This is a genomic window from Ochrobactrum sp. Marseille-Q0166 (assembly GCF_014397025.1).
In the GTDB taxonomy this organism is placed as follows: Bacteria; Pseudomonadota; Alphaproteobacteria; order Rhizobiales; family Rhizobiaceae; genus Brucella.
Window position 1 is genome coordinate 323,614 of record NZ_JACJUO010000003.1, and the last position, 17,672, is coordinate 341,285.

Below are 17,672 nucleotides of genomic sequence, written 5' to 3' on the forward strand. Positions count from 1 at the left end.
CGGCTCGAAGTATATATTAGTCCCTTTCACCTCTCCAGAACGAGGTACTCAAAGCTATTTGTGCATAAAAGCCTGAAATTTCAGCTCTTCGATAAACACTTTTCGTAGAAAAATTGGCCTTAAGCTCAAGGCCCGTTCACTTAATGGAAATGATACCTCAAACGGCCAGAATGCAAGGAAAGAAGCGAAGAATGGGGTTGTTCCCCTGTCTGAGCGTCTTGGCGCAGCAGATCGCCTGCTCATGTTGGTGTCCTAAGGATGTGACCCAGCTTTCGATCTGTCAACAAGAAGGGCGGCCTAAGCCGCCATTCTGTCTTTTGCCGAAATTTAAGTCCAGATCGAATTAAAATGAGCGCTGGAAGCGAACAACACCCTGCCAGGCGTCCTGACCCTTGAGGATTGATTTGCTATCCTCCCATTTGGTGTAGGAGACTTGAGGCGTAATTGTGAGTCCCGGCACCAGCTGATAAGCGACATTGGCGCTTGCTGCAAAGGTATCTGCGGCTTCATAGGCCAGCTGTACGTTGAAGGTTGCCTTCTTGGTAGCCTTGAACTTGGCACCACCCCAGACGGCCCAATCACCGCCCCAAGTACCAAAGAAACTATCAATCACACGCACGCCGCGATATGTAGTGCTACCCCCATCATGAACAATGACACCATTGGCGTTATAGTGAACATAGTGATCCTTGTTCGACTTATATGCGCCCTGTAACCACAATGAAAACTGTTCGTTCACATTGACATCGAGGCGAACCTTCCCAGCCCATTTCTCGTTCACAGCATCATAAGCAGCAACACCGGCAATCGAACCCCAGCTTTGCGCATATTTGAGACCGCCAACCACGTGTGGCGTGTAATCATCAATCACACCATGCCAGTCGACGTCGATGTTATTGCCCTGCTCGAGCGAGAGAATTGCTGAAAAGCCGTTGCCACCCTTGAAAGTATAACTGATCTGATTTGTGCGATAACCGCCAGCACTAATCACATCGTCATTCAGGACGTCACCGAAATAGCCGGTGAACGTGTAGAATGCGGAGTCATCCAGACCGATGCGCAAACCACCAAGCTGGATATAGGCGCGATTGAGTGTGGTGCCTGCATCCGCGCCATTGCCAAAATTGAATCGCGATTCAGTAAAGGTCGAAAGCGTACCCAATTCCGTTTCAGAAGCCGTTGATGTGCGCAGCGTAAAGCGCGCATTGTTACTCCAGGTCTCGTAAGATTTACCGCGTGGACTTAGATTATAGGCGCTTCCATCTGGTGCCCGACTGACGCCCGCACCGCGATAATAAACGTTATCGCCAGCCCTGAGATCATAGCGAACATAACCATGAATACGCAGGCAGGTTTCCGTTCCCGGAATGTAGAAATAACCCGCTCCGTAAGCATCACAGACACGCACATACTCTACAGTTTCAGGTTCCGGCGCTACAATTGCATCAGCTGCATTTGCGTGTGTCACCCCAAGAACAGCAAATGCCGAACCGATTACAGTGTTTTTTAGAATCATATTTATCCCCAACAATAATAAACAAAATCCTTTTATTTCAGCGGGGCAATCCGATTAAGGCAATTATGTCTAATTATTGTAAAATAAATAATAAATAATATTTCAAATTAAATATTTTTATTTGACATCATTTATATATTGAACAATATTTATATTCTATTTAAACTGATATTTACATTAATATAAATTATGCAATAAATAATAATTAATATTATTTTCTATTTCACAAAATAACACTTGAACCACCTGCTAGAGCCATTTCAATCTGCCTATATCAGATCGGTTCTCTAATTATCTGCTTTAAGGCGCATCTTTGTCTGATCGAAGCGGGGTCAGAAATCAGTCCAGTGGACCAATTTCCCCCTAGGCATTTCACACTTTTTGGGATGTGCTCTCGTTCGGTATGATCGGTTCCTGAAACAGCGACAAATAGCGTTCGCCACTATCAGGCAGAACGGCAACGACGGTTTTTCCTGCGTTCTCTGCGCGCTTTGCAATTTGAAGAGCCGCAGCAATTGCTGCCCCGGAAGATGTTCCGACCAGAAAGCCCTCTTCCCGCGCAACAGATAATGCTGTACGCCGAGCCTGTTCAGTCGTCACCGCGACAATTTCATCGACAACGGCCTTATCGTAATTCTCGGGCAGAATAGCCTCATCAATATCAGTGACTTTATGAACGCCTTCAATGGTTTCGGCTTTCGGATTATCGGTGGAAGGCACTGAGTCAGCCGTCGGCTCCACGAGAATGATGCGAAGCGATGGTTTCTTTTCCTTCAAATATTTTCCCGCGCCCGAAATGGTCCCTCCAGTACCCACAGTGCTGACCAGAATATCCACCTCGCCATCCGTGTCGTGCCAGATTTCCGGGCCAGTGGTTTCAAAATGGATTGCCGGATTGGCTGGATTGGAGCGCTGGCCCGTATAATAAGCCTCGGGGTTTTCGCTGCGAATGCGGTCGAGCACCTTTTGCAGCGCTCCCGGCTCCAGCAACTCGTCATTATCAATCAGCACGATTTCAGAGCCGAACTGACGCAGAATATTGATTTTGTCCTCGCTAATCGTATCGCGCAGATAAAACTTCGTCCGATAACCTTTTGCAGCAGCCACAGCTGCTATTCCAATGCCGGTATTTCCACTCGTCAAATCCACCAGAAGATCCCCTGGCTTTATCTTGCCGGCACGCTCGGCATCCCGAATAATCCCCCATGCAGTACGGTCTTTGATACTGCCAGCGGGATTGAGATATTCGATCTTTGCGAGAAGCCGTACAGAAACGCCATTGCTCTTCGCAAGGCGCGAGAAAGCAACAAGAGGCGTATTGCCGATAAGCTCCGAGAAGCCATTGCGTATTTTACCCATGATCCTCTCCCTCTTGCCACAAGGCGTCAACTTTCAGCGTCTAATTTTCACCAGCTGCTGATTTTTATTAAGAAAACTGTTCACTAAGTTCGCTCAGCGCATAGATTTGCAATCTATTGCAGGACAACACTTTGCATTTATATTCGCGTGTCGATGCCATCCGGATTGTCATGAATGATGTCCTCTATTCGATAGGCTGACCGGATTCGCACGTGCCTGCCCCATAGCTGTCTCAAGGATCGACGGCTCCGGTTTTTCATGCCCTGACCACCGAAACCGTATCCACCCATTCTGATCCACGAGAAAGCTTGCCCCAATGGCAGTCGGCGCCAGAAGTTGCATGGCTACAATCGCCGTCTGGTCGGAAACATCGCATTGGGTCAGGATGCCATTGCCATCAAAAACAAAGACTTCAAGATATTCGCCCTGAAGGTGAAGCAGCCAGAAACTGTCGGATTGCCGACCGACCTCATGTCGTTTTCCCCCGCAATACACCGTAATCCGCGGGCTGAGTGCCGGGTAAACCGCACTATCGGGCGCGGGCAGGCTGATTGTCCGCGCGGAAGCAATCGTGCGGATATAATCCACAAGCGACCACGCCGTTTTCGCATCAAGCACCATATGAAAGCCCGGCATGGATGATCGACCATCTTTCAACGCCTTGCCATGCATGATCGTCCAGAACATTTCACCGTCACTGCGATCCGCAAACAGGGGTGCTGTCAGATCGGGCGGCCATACCGGATTGCCCGTTGCTTGTTCACCACGACCACGCCCGTCCATGCCATGGCAGGACGCACAATTGCCTTCAAAAGCCGCAGCACCGCGCGAAATTGCGATAGAAGTATAGGATGTGGGCGAGCGCAGAAAACTTGCTTCATTCGCTTCCTGAACAAACAATCCAATGCGTGGCGACTGAAACGATGCGATGCTGAAAACTGCAACGACAACAATAGTTTGCCAGCGCCATTTGGGCAGGAAAAGACAGAGGACACCAATCAGAAAAGCCAGCAAAAGTGGCTTGAAACTGCGCCATGCGGCATCGATGAGAAACGCATCACTCAGCATATTGTCTCGCAGGCGATAATCGAAAGGCCAAATAATATCCCCATGCACGCCGGGTGGTTGTGTCGCGAGAAGAGATGCCGCCAAAAGCACCGCCACGCCGATCATGCCCTCAAGGATCAGCGCATAGCGAAGCCCCTGCCCGCTTGCTCCGTCGCGGCTCAACCAGAAACGATTGAGTGCTGCAAGTGTCAGCATCGCCGCGAAAAGCACGATCTTTATGAGCATAATCCCGCCATAAGTCGTACCAACCAGCCCCGGAAAACCACCTGTCAGAAGCCATCCCGCAATTGTGGCTCCAACAACAAGAACTGTAACGAAAACAATACCATATACTGAAAATCGCCGGGTGACTTGAAGACCTTCATCACTCGAAACACGCAAGAGAAAATACAGCGGAGGCAGCGAACCAAACCAGAGTGCCCCGGCAATCAAATGCGCTGAAACGGCCAGTGGCAGCCAGATAGTATCAGCTGCAGCGGCGTGCCCCATACGTATTTGAAGGCCAAGCGCCAGAACTGCTATTAAAAACAACAAAACCCGGATTGCTTGAGAGTTTACTGCATAAGGCAGAAGCAAAGCAGCCAGCACAATTGCCAACGCCCGCAGACAAGATGCAATGCCGAAGGCTGTTCCCAAAAGACCGCTTGAGAAAACCGCCAATGCATCGGAAAAGTTGTTAGCACCAGACAGCGATGAAAACTGAAGTGGCACCCACAAGACCAGACCAAAAGCGCTGATTGCCACAGAATAGGCACAAATCTGCCACCAGAATCTTAATCTTGCCGTCAGTTTGCCGTCGCTTTTCGCGGTTTGAACGACGAAAATGCGGAAAAACAGAGCACCTGCGAACAGTGCGAGACCAGCAACATTGAGGCCTCGCACAAGCGCAATGACAATATCAATTCCGGTCATTACGCCCGGCAACCTTACTTGGCGATCTTGAACTTGAACGCACCTTCGGTGCGATGCGTATCGACCGAAGCAGCGCCCCACTCGACCGTATAAGTCCCCGGCTTCAAGACTGGCGGTGTGACCCAAAGTGTCTTGGTGTTGCCATCGATATGTTCAGGTTTACTGGTCTCGATAGTTGCCCCGCTCTCATTCTTGAGGACGAGTTTGCTAAGACCGAGTTCTAGCGGTTCAGTATATTCAATAGAAACAACCGGAGGGGTTTTATTGAGCACGGCATCTTCGGCTGGCTCGGATTGTACGAGATGCGCATGCGCATAAAGTTGCGTCATCGACCCAAGCAAAAGGCCGACTGTAAGAACTGTTTTTCTGAACATTTTTCTTTCCTGATTTTACCAGTCTGCATCCAGCCCGAGATGTGCAAGCGCCTGTCTGCGCAGTTCCGCCAGTCGCGGATCGCCGCGATGGCGCGGATAGCTGAGGTCCACTTTCAGTTCCGCTTCAATACTTGCCGGGCGATTGCCAAAGATGATGACCCGCTGCGCAAGGAAAAACGCTTCCTCGACATCATGCGTGACGAGCAATGTGGTAAAGGCGTTGCGCTGCCACAGATCCAGAAGCTCCACCTGCATGGCAAGCCGCGTCAGGGAGTCGAGTTTCCCCAATGGCTCGTCCAGAATGAGCAATTTCGGATCATTGACAAGCGCACGCGCCAAAGCGGCACGCTGCGCCATTCCGCCTGAAAGCTGGCGCGGATAGGCGTTGGCGAAAGCCGACAATCCCACCAGCTCGATCGCTTCATCAATGCGGTGTCCCTGTGTTTTCAATACGCCGCGCGCCTGAAGTCCCAAAGCCACATTGTCCCGCACCGTTCGCCACGGATAAAGTGTAGGGTCTTGAAAGACCACCACACGCGACGGATCGGGCCCAAGGATTTCTTCGCCATCAGCCAGAATGCGCCCTTCGCTTGGTGGCTCCAGCCCGGCAGCGAGCCGCAACAGCGTACTCTTGCCGCAGCCCGATGGACCCAGAATGGCGACAAACTCACCGGGTTTCACATCAAGATCAATGTGGTTGAGAACCGGCAATGACTTGCCTTCAAGACCGAAGCGATGACTTACATTCTCAACCTGAATATGGAAGCCACGGCTTTCATCAGCAGAAGCGGCAGGCTTCTGCTTGAGCGCAGCATTCACCATTTCACATCCCCCTTCTGCCAGGTCAGAACGCGATCACGCACGGTAAAGAGCAGCGTAATCAGTCCGGAAAATACAATCGCCATGATGATCAGCGCGCCATAGAGATTGTTATAGGCAGCCCAGCCTTGCGCCCATTGCAGATACCAGCCGAGGCCGGACTTGACGCCCATCATTTCAGCGGCGACCAGCACAGAGAAGGATGCTCCCAACCCCATGAAAAGACCGACAAAAACATGCGGCAATGCTGCGGGAATTGCGACGCGCAGGATCAGGAACAGCTGACTGGCACCCAAAGTGCGGGCAACATCGTAATAGGCTTTATCGACACTCGCCACGCCGGACCATGTCAGAACCGTCAGCGGGAACCATGTCGCCAGCGCAATCAGAAAAACTGCCGCTGAAAAGCCTGACGGAAAGAAATAAAACGCCATCGGCAACAATGCTGTCGATGGAATTGGCCCCAGAAACCGCAACACCGGATGAACCCAATAGCCTATTGCCTGCACCCAGCCGATGGAAACACCGGTCAGAAAACCAGCAATTGCGCCAAGCACAAACCCCGAGGCCAGCAGCTTGAACGAGTTATACAGGCTGTCGAGCAGGCGCGGCCAGTCGTCCAGATAGACTTCCACCAAAGATGATGGTGGCTGGAAAAATGGCACAGGCAATACTGCAAACTTTGCGGTCAGCAATTCCCAAATACCAAAGAATATCGCAAGAACCGTCAGCCATGGCGACCAGTAAACCAGCCTTTTGCCAAATGCCGGATAGACCGCAACCAATGCGCCACCGATTGCCAGAAGGATCGTCCAGCCGATGAACAGGCCATTGGTTTCACGAACATAAAGCGGCTCGGCAAAGCCAACCACCACATTGGGCAGGAAGACGGAAATCGCACTGACGATAGCCCAGGCGATGACCGCCACAAACGGCCATAGTGAGCGGCGAAGGGCGGAAGGCGAGGCCTCCCGCGCTTCGTCGTTTGACGTGATATAGACTGTGTCAGGTGATGACATTGGCGACGATCTTTTTGGCAAATGCATCCGTGTTGGTGTTTGGCCGGATAACATTGATGATCTTGAGTTCGTCCACGAACAGAGCGACGTCCTTGCGCAAGGCATCCCCCGTCGAATGGTGGTCATGCGTGTGACTGCGCAGGATACGCGCCACGTCCGTGGCAGAGACATTGCCCGGAACAAAAGGTGCGAAGATTTCAGCGCTTTCGTCAGGATGCGCTGCAGTCCACGCCTGCGCTTCTACGATGGCGCGCGAGAGCGCACCGGCAACTTCCGGCTCATCACGAACCAGACTGCTGCGCAGACCCAGCACACAACAGGCGGAATTGACGTATTGTCCATCCAGATTGGTCGCCACTTCCTTAAGGCCGTCACGCTCGCGCTGGAGGAAGGCGTGCGGATCATCGCCAGCCACAGCCTGCACTTCACCTTTCTTCAAGGCTTCAGCAAAGAGATCGGCCGGATATTGCAGCCACTCGATCTCGGTATCCGGATTGATACCCTGTTTGGCTGCCTGAATGGCGAAGAAGTTGCGGATCGGGCTTGCCTGATCACTGACAGCAACTTTCTTGCCTTTCAGATCAGCGATGGAATTGATGCCAGAATCCGGGGCGGCCAGAAGGCGCATACACCCGCCATGTGTACCAACCGTCAGCGATACGTCAAACCCCTGCTCCAATGGCTTGAGCCACCGCAGTGCCATGCCTATGCCGCCATCAGCCTTTCCAGTGGCAATTGCCTGAAGCAACTGGTCGGTTGGACCGGAGAAATTGACCGGCTCGACAGTCAGGCCATATTTCTCAAACAATCCCTGCTTGAGTGCGACCGAAATGGGCGATTGACACACAGCCGTCTGCCCCCAAGCCAGCTTGATCACTCTGGGAGAAGATGAACTGCTCTGCGCAAATGCCTTGCGCACCAAGCCGCCGGAACCGCCCACGGCCGCCGCACCAAGACCAACCGCAGATGCCCCCAGAAAAGCACGCCGCGATAGATAAGATTTCTTATTTTCGGAAGTCATGCAATCACCCTGCTCCTAAAGAAAGATGATTAAGCTTATTTATAGCGGATCAATATGTTTAGAAATTGAAGTTCAATCTCAGTAATAATAATGAAATTTATTTCTACATATCCTATTTAGTTTTTTTCTATAAAATATACGGATATTGGAATTCTTATTCAAAATAATCTGATTATGGTAATTATTTTTAATAAATTTATATTATGAAGCAAGGTAGCTACGTCTTTTTAAATATTAACAAAAGACTATCTCTTTGCTTATTCCGAAATAGGCTTAGCCTGTTAGCGGGCCTGCAAGCATTTTTGCGGGGTGCCCCATAGACCGCCGTAACCGATAGTCATCGGCATTCATCTCGTATCTGCACTCGAAGGCGGTGGGGTTTTCATATCTTTAGCCTGATCCCAACAGGACAAAGAATAACTGATACACTTTTGACAATTTGTCAGGTGGAATCTGGTTCAGACGTCGAATAAATCGACGTGATGAGGGTCTTAATTACGTATTTATCGGTGTCAATATCCTCTCCGGACCATTCGACAAACTCGAACAAACCGACGACGCATTGCCAAGTTATTTGAGTTTGGGGTCTTCCGTATCGATGCGGCATGAAGTGACCGAGCTCATTTCCCCAATTGAAAGGGTTTGGATTTCCGCGTGAAGTTGTCACCTACGTGATCTCGAGCTATCACCAGTGTGCGCTGAGCACGGCCGATGCAGAAAATCTGCTTGCCGCCCAAGCCACAACACGGCAAAGCAAAATCGAGATAATCCACTGACCTATTCTCAAACATAACGAGGTCGTGGCTCGCGTCAAACCATCTCGACAGCGCTTATCGATAGAGACGATTATGGCACGATAGGAACATGCGGCGCAGATTCGCCCGGCCTCCGCCACTGGATCGGGCGTTTACCAAGCGGGATTTCGTTATTTAAAAGAATAGTATCATGAAGGGGCACGCGGCTTATCCGTCATGAATGCATTGCAAGCAGGCAAAGTCCGGTGGCAAAATAGAAGTATTTTTCTTGTTTTATGTTTGAGTAGCAAATTGTTTCATCGTCTTTGATCTTAATCAAACTCCAACGGCACTGAATCGCATAATTCTTTGATATGTTAACCGGGAACTGAGTAATGATGAAGATACCGCCAGTTGTCGCTGCTTCTGTGCGGCTTGTTCCGCCATTTCTGTTGACCTCACTTGTTTCACGCGTCTTTCTGCAGGTTATCTGCGCGCATCCGGGCTTGTTCGAGCGCATGGGCGACTATGTCGATAAACGATTTGGTTTCAGCCCGTTGGATCTGCCATTCATGTTCGTCGTCGAGCCTGCACGCTCTGCCATAACTGTTATGCGCAAAGATGCAGCTGTTGAGACGGACGCCGCGATTGATGGCCCACTCATAATGTTGCTGGCATTGCTTGAAGGAAAACTAGATGGTGATGCGCTGTTCTTCTCGCGCGACATCACTGTGACTGGCGACATGGAGGCTATGCTTGCACTGCGCAATGCGCTTGACGATTGTAACGTTGATCTTCCCGCCGATCTAAGCAAAGCCGCAGGCCCATTTGCTCCGATCATTAAGAACATTGGAGTCTATGTTCGGGACAAGATGCTGAATACCAAAGGGTCGGATCATGGAGAAGGTACATGGAACTGATCTGCCCGGCGGGCACACCCGCCGCGTTACGCGAAGCTGTTCATGCAGGTGCAGATGCAGTTTACTGTGGCTTTCGTGACGAAACCAATGCACGTAATTTTCCAGGGCTTAACTTCAGCCGTAACGAATTGCGCGATGCAATCAGTTTCGCGCATTCCAACCGCACACAGGTCTTTGTTGCTATCAACACGTTCATGCGCGCAGGCGACGAACATATCTGGTATTCCGCTGTCGATGACGCGACCACCCTTGGCGCAGATGCCGTTATTCTGGCCGACTTCGGGCTGATGGCTTACACGGCAGAAAAGCATCCAGAACAGCGTTTGCATGTTTCCGTGCAGGCTTCAGCATCCAATGCCGAAGCGGTGCATTTTCTGGGCGATGCTTTCAAAGCCAAACGTGTGGTGCTGCCGCGCGTTCTGACTATTCCAGACATTGCAAAACTTGGCAAAACAATCGCCTGCGAGATGGAAGTCTTTGTCTTCGGAGGCCTTTGCGTAATGGCAGAGGGACGCTGCTCGCTCTCCTCTTATGCTACAGGAAAATCCCCCAATTTGAACGGCATCTGCTCCCCGCCAAGCCATGTTCGTTATCGTAAAGATGGTTCCGAACTTGTATCTGAACTAGGTGATTACACGATCAACCGGTTCTCCAAAGGAGAAGCTGTAGGTTATCCAACGTTGTGCAAAGGCCGCTTTAATATTGGCGATGAAGCAGGCTACGCCTTTGAAGATCCGGTTTCGCTCGATGTGCTGAAGCATCTGGATGAGTTGCGCGCCGCAGGAGTTTCAGCTCTCAAAATTGAAGGTCGTCAGCGTGGTAAGGCTTATGTTGCTGAAGTTGTTTCGACAGTGCGTCAAACACTATCGGCGGAGTCAGATCAACGCGCGGCCCTTTTGTCACGCTTGCGTAAATTGAGTGAAGGTCACCAGACCACGTCAGGTGCTTATGAAAAACACTGGAGATAATCATGTCAGATCAATTTCCCAGTTTTAGTCCCACCCTCAGTCTAGGGCCTGTTCTGTTCTTGTGGGACGGTCCAAAATGGCGGGATTTCTATTTCCGCATCGCCGATGAATCTCCAGTTAAGCATGTCACCGTTGGCGAAATTATCTGTTCCAAACGCTTCCATTTCATTGACCCCTTTATGGAAGAAGTGGTCGAGCGGCTGCAAAATGCTGGCAAGATTGTGAGCTTTGGTTCCCTTGCATTGGTCATGCTGGAACGCGAAGTAAAACATGTACGTCAAACGGCGAAGGATTCGCCTTTTCCGGTCGAGGCCAACGATCTATCAGCGCTGGGATTGCTTGAAGGTCAGCCACATATCGTCGGCCCATTGGTAAATGTGTACAATTCCGCAACGGCCAGGGTTCTGGCAGCGCGTGGCGCAACATCCATTTGCCTTCCTCCCGAGCTGCCGCTCCAATCCATTCGTGAAATCATCAAAGGCGCCCCGGAAACCGCCTTTGAGGTGTTCGCTTTTGGACGTATTCCGTTGGCGATCTCGGCACGCTGCGCCCATGCTCGCTCCAAAGGCACTGTAAAGGATCATTGCCAGTTTGTTTGTCGTGAAGAGCCGGACGGTCTGCCGGTCAAAACTCTCGATAGTCAGCCGTTTTTGGTACTCAATGGCGTACAGACACTCTCTCACACCTGCCAGTCACTTATTGAGGATATTCCCGATTTAGTGCGCGCAGGTGTTCGGCGTTTTCGGCTGTCGCCACAGGACTGTGACATGGTTGCGGTCACGCGCGTTCATGAAGATGTTCTGCACGGACTTATTGAGCCTGCGGAAGCACTGGTCAGTTTGCAGCAAATCTATCCGGCTGCGCAGCTCTCCAACGGGTTTTTGCATGGTGGCGTCGGTGCTGCATATATTAGTCGACATAAATCTGCATCAATCATGCACAGCTAATATAATTGCTTAAGCCTCACCTTCCGCGAGCTTTCTGACGCCCTGCGCATCAATGATCGTCAACTTCTGACGTCCACCGAGTACAAAGCCTTTTGCTTCCCACCCACTCAGTATCCGCGACACGGTATGCAGCGTGGTGCCCGTCATTTCCGCAATATCTTGCCTTGTGATCGGAAAATCGATGCGGATGCCGTTATCTTCCTTCTTGCCAGCCTTCTGCGCCAGACGCAGTACGACATGGGCAACGCGGCGCTCGACATCCTGTGTTGACATTTCCCGAATGCGCGTATGCGCTTCCTCGAGACGCGTACCAATTGTTTGAATGGCATTCATCGCAAGGCCCGGATTTTTTTCAACAAAATAGTCCCAAAGTTCGTTGGGCCAACCAAGCACGATGCTTGCAGTCACCGCCACGGCCGTTCCGGGATAGTCGTTGCGCTGAAGAGCTTTTGCGAAGCCGAAAAGATCGCCCGGATGGACCATGCGAACAATGATTTGCTGCCCGTCGGCTGTGACCTGACTAACCTTCAGCCGACCATGGAGCAGCAGATAAAACGTTACGGCTTCATCGCCCTGTTCAAAAATGGACTCACCCTGCAGAACATGTCGCGAGCTGGCATAGGAGACGAGCTTATCTAGCTCATTGTCACCCAATTTGGCGAATAACGACAGCTTCCTGACAAGACCGCGATCAAACGTGGCCATTACAATTACCCCTACTCTAGATGCGCGTTCCAACTTAACATAGTTAAGCAGGATTGGCATGTATGACGGGGTATAAAGTTGGGCATTCTAATCAGATATCATTACATCGACAGATACTTTATCCGCCTGAGTACCGGAGCATACCAGCGTCCATCGCGGACAAGGCGAAATCCAAGATTATCAGGCGGCAAACCAACACTGCATCCACCGGATTTCGGGTTACGGATGAAAGAACTCAGGGCTGCACGATGCTTGCCATTGACTACATAGACACCGCAAACCATGTTCTCGCTTGAGACATTGCCATAGGCATCAAGGTTAACACGGCGATGGCAGGTCGTGGTCCATTCCCAGACATTGCCGCTAATATCCGCTATGCCAAGCTCGTTTTCACCAAAGCTGCCCAACGGCCGGACCGCAGGATCACGATCCCGCTTGCGGATGCTCTGCTTTTCATAATCGCGCAACCAGCGCAGCGCAGGATTAATGCTACCATCCTCATCGCCGCCCAGAACATCGTCGGCAAAGCGGGAGCCTGCGGCAAAGGCCCATTGCTCATCTGTTGGTAAGTACCAGACTTCGCCCTTCTTTAACGAAAGCCAGCGTGCGTAAGCCTCTGCATCGTTATAGCTGATACCCACAACAGGATGTGTCGATTGAGCGCTGTTTGCAGCCTTCGACTGAGGATCGGCTGCAATACATGCGCCTTCGTTTACACACTTCGAATAATCTGAAACCGTAACCTGATATTTCATAATCTCAAACGACCGGCTAAGCTTGTGTGTCGTGAGCGGCGCATCGGTCGGATAATTATTCCTCTGAAAATCGCCATATGCACGATATGTCATGCTTCGCGGGGTAATCGTCACGGTTTGCGGGCTACTAATCCCGGATACCTCACCTTTAACACCGATCTGAGCCGCCACATCGACCACGACAAGCCCAGCAGCAATAGCAAGAAGAACAACAGGAACGGCTAGGCCAAGATCGAGCAGCTTTTTCTTTACACTCAGTTTCATGATGTTCACATGATTAATAACGGAATCGGTCGTCCGGGAGACGAGCCTACAGTGTTCGCATGCCCCCCGAACTCTTGGTTGTTATGTCAGGCTTACATGCCCGTCGGCGCCAGTACTGACGTCATAAGATCGTCGTTCCATTCACCCGTCACTTTAAAGTGAGCAGCAGCGCCCAGTTCAAAAGCCTCGATGAGGTTGTGGTTCACATAGGCATAAATTCCCGGTTGCTGGAAGGTGTAGAACGCTGCTGCCGCTGCACCGCCTGGGATAAACCATGTTTCCTGATCGACATCCGGTGGCGTGTTAAACTTGCCGGTTGCCCACACATAATCCCCATGTCCACCAATTAGGTGTGGACGCGTATCACGGTTAGCCTGCGAGTGAACGATCAGAACCTTTTCACCCACTTTTGCTATCATGGCATTATCACCGGTTAACGCACCAACACCGCCGTTAAAGACAACATGGGTTGGCGTAAGAGTGCGCATGACTTTGACAACATCTTCATAAGCATCGCCGGGGGCATCATACTTCTTGTAATTGCCTGCTTCATCACGAGGAACATAGAAGTCCTGCTCGCCGACATAATAGACCTTGTCATAGGTCAGCGCATTACCCTTGCCATCGTTAAGACCTTCGCGAGGCAGAACCATGATTGCACCATTCATGCCCGACGTAACGTGCCATGGAACCATTCCGGGAGGTGCGCAGTGATAAACAAACACACCAGGCTTGGTTGCCTTAAACCGCAGAACTGTCTTTTCACCCGGGTTGATCTCTGTCAAACCGCCACCGCCCAAGGCACCTGTCGCAGCGTGAAAATCGATGTTGTGCATAAGTGTGTTGGTTTCAGGATTGATGAGCGTCAGCTCAACATAGTCATCCTGATGCACTACCATAAGCGGCCCCGGCACAGTGCCATTTAATGTCATCGCGTGGACTTCGGTGCCAGCGTCATCGAGGACTATCTTCTTTTCTTCAATCACAATGGTGAACTCAACCACCTTGGGACCGCCTTTGGCGACCTGGCTGTGCGCATGCACGAAAGGGGGAGCAACCAGTTCCACCTTCTCTCTTGGCAGCGCTGCGATTTCCGCAGCAGTTGCCTTTCTCATCGTCCCCTTGGCCCAGATCGAGCTGGTCGCTAAAACCGGAGCCAGTGCCCCCGCAAGACCTGCTCCTACCAACATTGTGCGACGATTCATTTGGATCTGGTTACCCATCGATTCTCTCCTTCCGATAGGACCGAGCGTTCTGTTCGCTCTGTCACTATAGTTATAGGCGAATCCCATTGACGCTCATTGCTTACGATCAATATCGGGCGAATATGTTGATAATAATTATTGTTAAAAATCATATGGTTAAAATAAGGATTCTGGACTTTGACTTCGTATTTGCGCCAGAACAAGTAAGAGGGTTAAAAACGAGCGCGCACTTCGAGAATAGCTATATCCGGTGACAATGCCGGTTCATAGGTCAGCTCAACGTCTGCATAAGAAACACCAGCCACGTACTCAAAACACGCCAACATCTACCGTTGAGCTTTTCTTGCCTAAAGCCATGCGCTATAGAAACCCCAGCCCATGTCATCAGTTGGAGCCCGCTAGGGCGCAATCTGAAACCCGATCTCACCGCCAAGACCATGCTTTGCCGATAAGGCGATGCCATGCCCGGCCAACAGTTTTCTCAAGCTCTATAAAATCAAGCATAGTATGCTCGCCTATTTCCAGAAAAGCTGCTCCACATCCAGCTCATTGGTCAGAGGTTCGATCATGCTTTCCGTCTTCCCCACCGTAGCGCTTCCAGACATTGCCGAGTTCACAGGGTAAATGGGCCCCTCGCCCAGCAGCGTGTGAAAGTTGAAGTAGACATTTTTATCCCGAACATTCTCGCCGAGGATACCCCTTCAAGCAGTACGGATTCATCCGACAATGTTGTTTTCATGTAGTAATAGTTATGCGCCGTCAGTCCCACCAAGGTCGTGAAAAAGAAAACGGAACCGCCGTAGCAGTCGTTTCGAGCGCCGATCTTGGTTATGCGCTCTGCCATCCCATTCTTACTTTCAGTGGCCGAGACTTAGCCACGGCATTTTAGTCCCCATCGATAAATTGGCTCGTAACTCCTTTCCCATCATCGCGGGGAAGCATTATTTCATTGGCAGGGGGAGAAAGTGTCATTACGTTTTGGCAAAGAAAAAATCGCGATCGCAGAGGTATTGTGCGTTTTCAAAACTAGGAAATGTTTCAATAGCAGAAGCACAATTCGGACTATTAATAGCGGCGCCTGTAATCTTAGGATTTTCGCTGGTTATTTAACAGATCGGTCCGTTGCACGGAGCAGTCATGTGGCAGTTGCAGCGTTAATTGTCATCGACGTCATCCCCTTTCAGGGCCGGTGACGATGGACAAAATCTCTCAACTCCACGCATCCGATGATGACTCTCAGTATAATTGGTTGCAAAGATCAAGCCACCTTTAACCTGTGAAAAATTGCGACCCTGCCATTCCGACGCACGGAATTTTTGCAACAGATGCCAACGATTTAGTACTACTTTTCAATTAGATGCGACCAAATCCGCAAGACGATTGCCCAGATGGCCAGCTGGATTTGCCATATCCAGAACGACACTCATATGGTTTACGTCAGGTACTGGAAGCAAAACCGCAAAATCTTTTTGAGCGCTGAGTTGTGTTTTTAAAGCGATGGCCTGTTCTTGAAAGGGTGTTGTTTCCTCGACACCAAAGGCGATGATGCGTTGGGGACATGGAAGCTGGTTTGACGTTAAGGGTGACCAGTTCACGGCCTCCTCCATTGTCATTTTGGCCTCATCTCGCAAAAAACTATCAGGAATGCCCGACAGGTCATAAATGCCGCTCACAAGAAGAAGCCCCTTTATGGCCGGCAGAATAGGCGCTGTGCTTTCTACGGCACCTGTGGCTGCTAGATAGGAAGCAAGATGTGCGCCTGCCGAATGACCGCTTATGGTTATTCGGCGTGGGTCCGCGCCAAATTTGTCCGCATTTTTCTCAATCCAGTATACGGATCGTCTCACCTGATCGACCAGCACATCAAGGCGCTGATCAGGCATGAGATCATATTCAATGATTGCAGCAATACCGCCAGCCGCCAGAACCGGCGCGGCAACAAAGCGGTAATTCTCTTTTTCTCCTGAACGCCAATAACCGCCATGGACGAACACATGTATAGGTGCGCCGTGCGCCAAGCGGTCAGGTAATATAATGTCCAAGACCTCTCGATCCCGCGAACCATAGCGTATATCTGTCAGAACCTTCTGCTTTGCCGAAAGCGCGCGGCTTCGTTCGGTAAACTCCTGAGCAATTGCATCGAAATCTGGTACAAAGTCTCGGATGCGATAAAAGTCTTGGGACATTACGGCGTGTTCCTTCAAAAATCAGTAATCCACTGCGTAATACTTAGCTTCCATAAATTCCAGAATGCCGGTAACACCACCTTCACGACCAAGGCCACTTTGCTTAACGCCGCCAAAAGGTGCCGCTGGGTCTGACATTAATCCCCTGTTGATGCCGAGCATACCTGTTTCGAGTCGCTTGCCGACCCGCATTGCCTGCTTCAGGTCGCGGCTGTAAATATAGGCAGCAAGCCCATATTCGGTGCTGTTTGCAAGTTGGATCGCCTCGTCTTCGCTCTCGAACTTATAGACTGGTGCTACAGGGCCGAAGATTTCCTCGCTGGCGATCGCGGCATCGACTGGAACATTTTCGAGCACTGTTGGTGGATAGAAATAGCCTCCTTCCGTAAGAGGCTTGCCTCCAGTCGTAGCGCGTGCGCCCAAAGAGATCGCATCCGTTACCAGCCTGTCGATCTTAACTACAGCAGTTTTCGTGATCATCGGACCGCACTGAGTGTCAGGGGCATATCCGGCACCAACTTTGAGCGCATCCATACGAGCTGTCAGACCGGCAACAAACGCGTCATGTATTCCTGACTGAACATAGAACCTGTTAGCGGCAGTGCATGCTTCACCGGCATTTCGCATTTTTGCGATCATAGCGCCGTCGAGGGCTGCTTCAAGATCTGCATCATCGAAAACAAGGAATGGCGCATTGCCACCGAGTTCCATTGAGCAATTGACGACCGATCTTGCAGCCTCGCCAAGCAATGTGCGGCCCACAGCCGTGGAGCCCGTGAAGGAAAGCTTGCGCACACGCGGGTCTGCGAGCATGGCGTTTGTGACCGCACCTGGGTTGCTTGTCGTGAGCACATTTACAACACCTGCAGGTACGCCGGCTTTGTCGCAAATTTTTTGCCC

General features: G+C 50.9%; 14 protein-coding genes and 2 pseudogenes. 3 read left to right on the forward strand and 13 right to left on the reverse strand.

Features of this window, described 5'->3' with window-relative positions; all coding sequences use genetic code 11:
* Positions 1-343: 343 nt before the first annotated feature.
* The 7 genes from H5024_RS19985 to H5024_RS20015 all read right to left on the reverse strand — a co-directional run bounded on the left by H5024_RS19985 (position 344) and on the right by H5024_RS20015 (position 8,088).
* The gene (locus H5024_RS19985) at positions 344-1,516 is read right to left on the reverse strand and encodes a porin (protein WP_187548947.1); all 1,173 of its coding nucleotides are present in this window, start codon (positions 1,514-1,516) and stop codon (positions 344-346) included.
* A 372-nt stretch (positions 1,517-1,888) separates the two neighbouring features.
* Positions 1,889-2,875, reverse strand: a complete 987-nt coding sequence (locus tag H5024_RS19990) for a cysteine synthase family protein (protein ID WP_187548948.1) — start codon at positions 2,873-2,875, stop codon at positions 1,889-1,891.
* Between the two features lie 168 nt (positions 2,876-3,043).
* Complete coding sequence (locus H5024_RS19995) at positions 3,044-4,855, reverse strand: CopD family protein (protein ID WP_187548949.1); 1,812 nt, start codon at positions 4,853-4,855, stop codon at positions 3,044-3,046.
* A gap of 14 nt (positions 4,856-4,869) precedes the next feature.
* On the reverse strand, positions 4,870-5,229 hold the full coding sequence (locus tag H5024_RS20000) for a copper resistance protein CopC (RefSeq protein WP_187548950.1): 360 nt from the start codon (positions 5,227-5,229) through the stop codon (positions 4,870-4,872).
* Positions 5,230-5,244: 15 nt separating this feature from the next.
* Complete coding sequence (locus H5024_RS20005; protein ID WP_187548951.1) at positions 5,245-6,051, reverse strand: ABC transporter ATP-binding protein; 807 nt, start codon at positions 6,049-6,051, stop codon at positions 5,245-5,247.
* Complete coding sequence (locus H5024_RS20010) at positions 6,045-7,067, reverse strand: ABC transporter permease subunit (RefSeq protein ID WP_187548952.1); 1,023 nt, start codon at positions 7,065-7,067, stop codon at positions 6,045-6,047. Before H5024_RS20010 ends, H5024_RS20005 begins: the two co-directional genes overlap by 7 nt.
* The gene (locus tag H5024_RS20015) at positions 7,054-8,088 is read right to left on the reverse strand and encodes an ABC transporter substrate-binding protein (RefSeq protein WP_187548953.1); all 1,035 of its coding nucleotides are present in this window, start codon (positions 8,086-8,088) and stop codon (positions 7,054-7,056) included. Before H5024_RS20015 ends, H5024_RS20010 begins: the two co-directional genes overlap by 14 nt.
* A 1,129-nt stretch (positions 8,089-9,217) precedes the next feature.
* On the opposite strand from H5024_RS20015, the gene H5024_RS20020 reads away from it, so the two are divergent.
* The 3 genes from H5024_RS20020 to H5024_RS20030 are packed head-to-tail and all read left to right on the forward strand — an operon-like array spanning position 9,218 to position 11,657.
* Positions 9,218-9,742: an SCP2 sterol-binding domain-containing protein gene (locus H5024_RS20020; protein ID WP_187548954.1), complete on the forward strand. Its 525-nt coding sequence runs from the start codon at positions 9,218-9,220 to the stop codon at positions 9,740-9,742.
* Positions 9,733-10,710: a peptidase U32 family protein gene (locus tag H5024_RS20025; RefSeq protein ID WP_187548955.1), complete on the forward strand. Its 978-nt coding sequence runs from the start codon at positions 9,733-9,735 to the stop codon at positions 10,708-10,710. Before H5024_RS20020 ends, H5024_RS20025 begins: the two co-directional genes overlap by 10 nt.
* Positions 10,711-10,712: 2 nt before the next feature.
* The gene (locus tag H5024_RS20030) at positions 10,713-11,657 is read left to right on the forward strand and encodes a U32 family peptidase (protein ID WP_187548956.1); all 945 of its coding nucleotides are present in this window, start codon (positions 10,713-10,715) and stop codon (positions 11,655-11,657) included.
* 9 nt (positions 11,658-11,666) lie between these two features.
* On the opposite strand, the gene H5024_RS20035 is transcribed toward H5024_RS20030, so the two are convergent.
* From H5024_RS20035 to H5024_RS20055, 6 genes and pseudogenes are all read right to left on the reverse strand, one after another.
* On the reverse strand, positions 11,667-12,362 hold the full coding sequence (locus H5024_RS20035; RefSeq protein ID WP_187548957.1) for a Crp/Fnr family transcriptional regulator: 696 nt from the start codon (positions 12,360-12,362) through the stop codon (positions 11,667-11,669).
* A gap of 101 nt (positions 12,363-12,463) precedes the next feature.
* Positions 12,464-13,384: a formylglycine-generating enzyme family protein gene (locus tag H5024_RS20040; protein ID WP_348770731.1), complete on the reverse strand. Its 921-nt coding sequence runs from the start codon at positions 13,382-13,384 to the stop codon at positions 12,464-12,466.
* Positions 13,385-13,473: 89 nt separating this feature from the next.
* A complete protein-coding gene (gene nirK, locus H5024_RS20045; RefSeq protein ID WP_187548959.1) occupies positions 13,474-14,604 on the reverse strand; it encodes a copper-containing nitrite reductase in 1,131 nt (376 codons plus the stop codon).
* 561 nt (positions 14,605-15,165) lie between these two features.
* Positions 15,166-15,430 (reverse strand): annotated as a pseudogene (locus tag H5024_RS21420) (cytochrome c); the annotation flags it as partial.
* A gap of 505 nt (positions 15,431-15,935) precedes the next feature.
* A complete protein-coding gene (locus H5024_RS20050; protein ID WP_187548960.1) occupies positions 15,936-16,772 on the reverse strand; it encodes an alpha/beta hydrolase in 837 nt (278 codons plus the stop codon).
* Positions 16,773-16,793: 21 nt separating this feature from the next.
* Positions 16,794-17,666 (reverse strand): annotated as a pseudogene (locus H5024_RS20055) (aldehyde dehydrogenase family protein); the annotation flags it as partial.
* Positions 17,667-17,672: the final 6 nt, after the last annotated feature.